Annotated in this window: 5 protein-coding genes; 2 read left to right on the top strand and 3 right to left on the bottom strand. The window is 40.8% G+C overall.

All coding sequences use genetic code 11. The features are described from left to right. The 3 genes from QVB70_RS01695 to QVB70_RS01685 form a co-directional block, all read right to left on the bottom strand. On the bottom strand, positions 1–1118 hold a 1118-nt coding region (locus QVB70_RS01695), incomplete at its 3' end, for an AMP-binding protein (RefSeq protein WP_287582745.1). A gap of 150 nt (positions 1119–1268) precedes the next feature. Beyond that, a complete protein-coding gene (locus QVB70_RS01690; RefSeq protein ID WP_287582743.1) occupies positions 1269–1670 on the bottom strand; it encodes a hypothetical protein in 402 nt (133 codons plus the stop codon). A 240-nt stretch (positions 1671–1910) separates the two neighbouring features. Beyond that, positions 1911–2309, bottom strand: a complete 399-nt coding sequence (locus QVB70_RS01685) for a hypothetical protein (RefSeq protein ID WP_287582741.1) — start codon at positions 2307–2309, stop codon at positions 1911–1913. Between the two features lie 361 nt (positions 2310–2670). On the opposite strand from QVB70_RS01685, the gene QVB70_RS01680 reads away from it, so the two are divergent. Together QVB70_RS01680 and QVB70_RS01675 are read left to right on the top strand one after the other, a co-directional pair. After that, positions 2671–4464 carry an ABC transporter ATP-binding protein gene (locus QVB70_RS01680; protein WP_287582739.1) on the top strand — a complete coding sequence of 598 codons (1794 nt, stop codon included), beginning with the start codon at positions 2671–2673 and terminating at the stop codon, positions 4462–4464. After that, positions 4464–5780, top strand: a 1317-nt coding sequence (locus QVB70_RS01675; protein ID WP_287582737.1) for an ABC transporter ATP-binding protein, incomplete at its 3' end; no start/stop codon positions are given. The genes QVB70_RS01680 and QVB70_RS01675, both read left to right, overlap by 1 nt.

Below are 5780 nucleotides of genomic sequence, written 5' to 3'. Positions count from 1 at the left end.
CGTTCGCCGATAGGCAATTCATTTCCATTTTCATCTATAACACGTGCGACAATGTCAATAATTGGGATTCCTATTGAACCTCCCTTTTTTCGTGCTATTGGGCTTAAATGAGTAACTGGGGCAGCTTCTGTAAGCCCGTAACCTTCCAAAAGATTTACACCTGTCTTGTCCGCAAATTGTCGCATTACTTGAACTGGAAGAGATGAACCACCAGAAAGCGCAAATCGAAGTGAACTAAGATCAGATTTTTCAAGTTCTGGGTAGTGTAAGAGCGCGATAAACGCTGTTGGAACGCAAGGTAAATATGTAATCTTATAGGTTGAAATCAGTTCAAGTACCTTCACTGGATTAAATCTTGGCATCAAGAACACGGTTCCTGCACTTGAAAGTGGGCCTGTCATCGCACAGGTCATACCGAAAATATGCGTAAGTGGTAAGACGGCAATGGTACTTTCCTTTCCCTCTTCGAAATAAAACCAGTTAGTGAACGTTATAGCATTTGATACAAGGTTGTAATTAGTGAGCAGAGCTCCTTTGGGGATTCCAGTCGTACCTCCTGTGTAACCTAAGACTGCAATGTCTTCTGATTGTATATCTACTTCAGGAGGATTAGGTTCAGTTTTAGAAAGTAACTCATAAAAACTAAGAGTATTTGGAAAAGTTTCTTTTCCGACAATTATTACATTTTTTAGAGATGATTCTTTTCGAACATTTTCCACTACAGGATATGATTCTTCTGTGACTACTATAGTTTCAGCTCCTGAATCCTTGAGTATGAAACCTATTTCTTTTTCGCGATATGCTGCATTACACGGAACAACAATTGCCCCTACCCGATTTACGGCAAAATAACTAATTAGATAAGCAGGGATATTCGGAAGATACAAAGCAACCTTGTCAGTGTATTTTACTCCCAATGAGTGAAGAGCCGCAGCAAACTTCTCAATTTGAGTATAATACAGCTCATAACTCGTTCTTTCATCTTCAAAAACATACGCTGTAATATTTGGAAATGCTTCTGCAGATTCTTTTACCAATTGATAAAGCGGAACTTTTGGATATGTCAAAGTTTGTGGAATATCAGTTGGCCAATGTGCAATCCATGGCTTTGTTGTCATTTACTAACCCTCGTAGTTATTGATACAGTTACGCATGTTTTACCAGAACGATATTTAAATCTAATCGATAAAAGCAGGTGTCTTTTTATTAATTAAAAAAGAGATTACAAAAAACAACTTCGGAAATGAAACGGTGAAAAATGGATTGTTTCACTCCGACTTTTTTCTTCCCCGTAATTTCGTTATCGCAACTATTGCAGTTATAATGGTGCCGATAAAACCAATAACTGCCGCTAGCACAGTTGGAGTTGTCAAGAGATCCATAATGAGCTCGGTGGTGGTGGGCTCATATTCTCTAATTACCAGCGTCACTGAAGTAATAGCAGTCTCGCCTCCGGTGCTTGTTCCTGTGATAGTAAGGATATGACTTCCTAGTGTTGCAGTTTCAGTCGTAGCTATGGATAGAGTTGAGGTAAAATCTGATGTGCCTGAAATTGGTGAGAATGCTGAACTACAGCCATCTGGAACACCTGAAATGCTTAGAGTAACAGTTTCTGGCGTACCTGAGGTCCACTCAACACTGATAGTGAAATTTGTCGTTCTGCCCCTCACAACATTTCTCGATGATGGTGAGGCGTCCACATTGAAGGCGGCAACAGGAGGCGCCCCTATATCAATTTTGTAAATTTTGAGATCACCGGAATCAGCATGCCACAGGTATTGTCCATCCCACGCTAATCCTGTTGGTCTAGATCCTGGAGAGTCAAAGGAGTCGACTACGGCACCCGTAGAAGGATTGAGTTTGTAAATTTTCTTAGTATCCCAATCGGCGCTCCAAAGATTTTGTCCATCTCACGTTAATCCTCTTGGATATGTTCCTGGAGAGTTAAAGGAGTCGTCTATATCACCCGTAGACGGATTGATTTTGTAAATTTTGTCATTAATGCCATCGGCGTGCCAGAGGTAGTCTCCATCCCACGTCAATCCTGTGGGCTTAGGTCCTGGAGAGTCGAAGGAGTCGTCTACATCACCCGTAGACGGATTGAGTTTGTAAATTTTGTCACTAATACCATCAGTGTGCCAGAGGTAGTCTCCATCCCACGTCAATCCATGTGGATCAGGTCCCGGAGCAGAAATGGATGAAACAACAGATTCTTGGGCCATCGTTGGGTTCGGATACAAATAGATCGCCGATAGGAGTAAAAGTAAACTCAATAGTATTAAAGAGTTTTTTCTATTTTTTGTACACATTCAAATCCCCCCTTCAGGTCTTACTGAGATGCTTTTGGATGTTTAAATCAAAATTGTTTTATCAAATAGATCGCTATTTCGGGCAAAAAGCTAATGCTGTCCTCTAATATCCCCTCTACTCATATATAAATCGTATTGATGTATCTTGAACATTAATGTAATGGAGTATTGTTCTCAAAATGAGAACAAGCAAATTACTTAAATCAAATCATGTTTCTTGTTGGTCACATTCTTTCATTGAAATGTTAATTTCAAATGATTTATTTACGATAATGAGTTGATTAAACAAAATGTGTTTATTGTATTCATTTATCCTATCTATGCAACTTAGAAGAGATTTTAAACGGTTAGAGTGGATATAATGGCAAAAGGACAGTACAAAAGTGCATTGTCTTATCAGTTGTCTGCACTTCGACGATACCCATTCTTAACCATGGTAAGTGTCGGTCTAGCCTTTCTTGCCTCACTGTTTCAAGCTTTACCGATTATTATCCTTGGCCAAGCAATAGATGAACTGCACACATCGATGAGCTTGACGCCAAGGTTTATTACTTTTGTGTGGATGATTGTTGGAATTGCATGTGCGCTCTTTGCTACGATATTTTTAGTTGGGTATAGCTTTGCAATTATGGTTCTCCGTTGGGAGCGTGATGCCCGACAGGAGTTTTTTGAAGTCCTGCAAGACAATAGCATGACGTTCCACGACCAGATAGACAGCAAAACACTACTCGCTGTTGCCATGCAAGATATCCGCTGGATACGGTTCTCGTTGAATCCAGCTCTAAGGACGATTATTACGACAATTGGTTCATTTTTGATAACAGTTGTTTTCCTTTGGCTGATTGATTTCACAATCGGAATCATTGCAGTGGTTGGAATACCACTCTATCTCTATTTTGCCTACCGTTACGCCGTCACTGTTGAACCTATTAGACGCAAACGGTCTGAACAGAACGAAAGATTAACTAGTATTAGCCAAGAAGTCTTTAGAGGAATAGAAGTTGTTAGGGCGTTTGGTAGTGAAGAATATGAAGAAGAAAAATTTCGCAAGATTTCAATGGAGTATCAAGAAATACAGACGAATGAAGGGCGCTTAGCTGCGTTCTACCTCCCTGCTCTCATAATGACTGCTGTTACAGGATTATCTTTTCTCTATGGAGCAAATCAAGCTCTGTTGGGTATTTTCTCAGTAGGTACTCTTGTTGAGATGCTTGGGCTTTTAATTGCACTGGACGCTTATGGCTTCATATTGCCAAGATTCCTGCTTGAAATTAGAGGTGGTTACGTAAACGCCCAAAGACTTGTTAATATTTTAAACTGGAAAGATCCGATGACAGAACCCGACAAATCCCGTCTAACTGTAAACTGGGCTGGAGATATCGTATTTGAAAACGTGAACTTTAGTTATACTAACAATAATGGTAAGAATAGCAATTATGCGTTAAAGAATCTAAATTTCAGGATACCTGGAGGCTCAAGAGTTGCCCTTATTGGTGGACCTGGGGGAGGAAAAAGCACAATTCTGAAGTTACTATTGAGATTATATGATCCTACGGAAGGTCGTGTTCTAATCGATGGCACTGATCTTAGGTCTATTCATACGAAAAAGGTCAGGAAAGCTGTTGGGTTAGTTGAACAAGACATCTTCCTCTTCAGAATGAGCATCAGGGATAATATTGCCTTTGGAAATATGCTAGCAAGTGATGAAGAAGTGATTGAAGCAGCAAAACGGGCACAGGCTCATGAATTTATCTCCCTTATGCCTGATGGATATGAGACTAAAATAGGGGAAAGAGGAATGACTCTTTCGGGAGGGCAGCGACAGAGACTAGCTATTGCTAGAACTATTCTACATGATCCCAAAGTTCTCTTGTTGGATGATTCAGTATCTGCTATTGACGCACAAACCGAGTATTCCTTGAGAAAAGCATTATCAGAGGTGATGCAAGGGCGAACGAGTATAACAGTCACACAAAGGTTGAGAGCTCTTCTTGAATCGGATTTGATTGTAGTCGTTGATAAAGGTGAACTCGTGGCAATTGGAACTCACAAGGAACTGCTTAAAACCTCGGATCACTACCACCGCATCTTTGAAAAATTGCCAGGTGCATTGCAGTATGCCAATGGAGTAATCAAAACGGGAGGTGCGATATAATGTCTAGCCGTCGTAGATTTATTGGAGAAACAGAGAAGCGAAGCAGACCGATATTTGTTCTCTTAATCAGAATGCTTGAGTATGTGGGTCGTTTCAAGAGGATCATTGCCATCGGAGTTATACTTGCCTTGGTTTCAACGATTTTCCAAGCGATTGATCCATTGGTTCTTTCATGGGGAATTGATCTTGTGCTGACTCCTGGTAGCACCATTAGGGGAATTTTGCTCCTTGGCGGTATTTACGTGGGACTAAGGCTCAGTAGTTGGCTACTTAATTCCATTAATACTTGGATCCTGTCAGGTGCGCGAGCTGGATTTGTTCAAAATATTCAACAGGATTTATATAACCATCTGGTTCGTACTGATTTGTCCTACCTTAAGTCCGAACAGAGTGGGAATGTAACATCGCGAGTGACTTCTGATATCGACGATCTTGGAATTGGGGTTCAGACGACAATAGATTTTTCAAGTCAAATTCTCTTATTAGTTATAACCTTTGTAATAATGTGGCTTACGAACCCTTTAATCGCCTTGACGGCTTTGGCAGTCACTCCCGCCGTAGTCTTTGTTGTAGTACTATTTGGTACTGTAGGCCAGAGGATAATGTTGGCCTCGCAACGAGCCTACGGTAAGGTCTCTGGACAAATCGCTGAGGATCTGAGTGGTATTCATGTTGCTAAAGCCTTCAACCGAGAGGAGGAAACAGCAGCAAAAATGAAACAACTTAATCAAATGGCATATCGCCACGGATTACGCTTCATGATTTTAATGACGCTTATGCAGCCTTTAATAAGAGCAATGGGAATCATTGGAATCGCAGCCCTTTTATTTGTTGGAGGTAGCTTAGCAATTGGTACAGCCCCTGTTTTAACACTAGGTGAAGTATTTCTTGGAGTAATTCTTGTTCAACGATTTCTTTGGCCTCTGCTCGCCCTTAGCTGGATGGCGACTCAGTTTCAAGCGTCATTAGCGAGCATGGATCGTATTTTAGACGTTCTTGAAGTACAACCAACGATAGTAAACTCTCCAAACGCAGTTTCTTTAAAAGAGACTAGTGACGGCATCACTTTTGAAAATCTATCATTTGCGTACGTAGAAGGAACAAAAGTACTAAAGAAAATAAATTTCAAGATCGCTCCTGGTGAAACAGTTGCGATGGTAGGGCACACTGGGGCTGGAAAAACGACAGTTGCAGCCCTTGTCAATCGATTTTATGATCCTCAAGAAGGTCGAATCCTAATTGGTGATCAAGACATTAGGGATGTGACGCTTGAATCCCTACATGACACAATTGCCCTTATTTCCCAAGAACCTTAT

The sequence above is a fragment of the Candidatus Borrarchaeum sp. genome, assembly GCF_019058535.1.
GTDB lineage: Archaea > Asgardarchaeota > Sifarchaeia > Borrarchaeales > Borrarchaeaceae > Borrarchaeum > Borrarchaeum weybense.
This window is presented reverse-complemented; position numbering and strand designations above follow the sequence as displayed.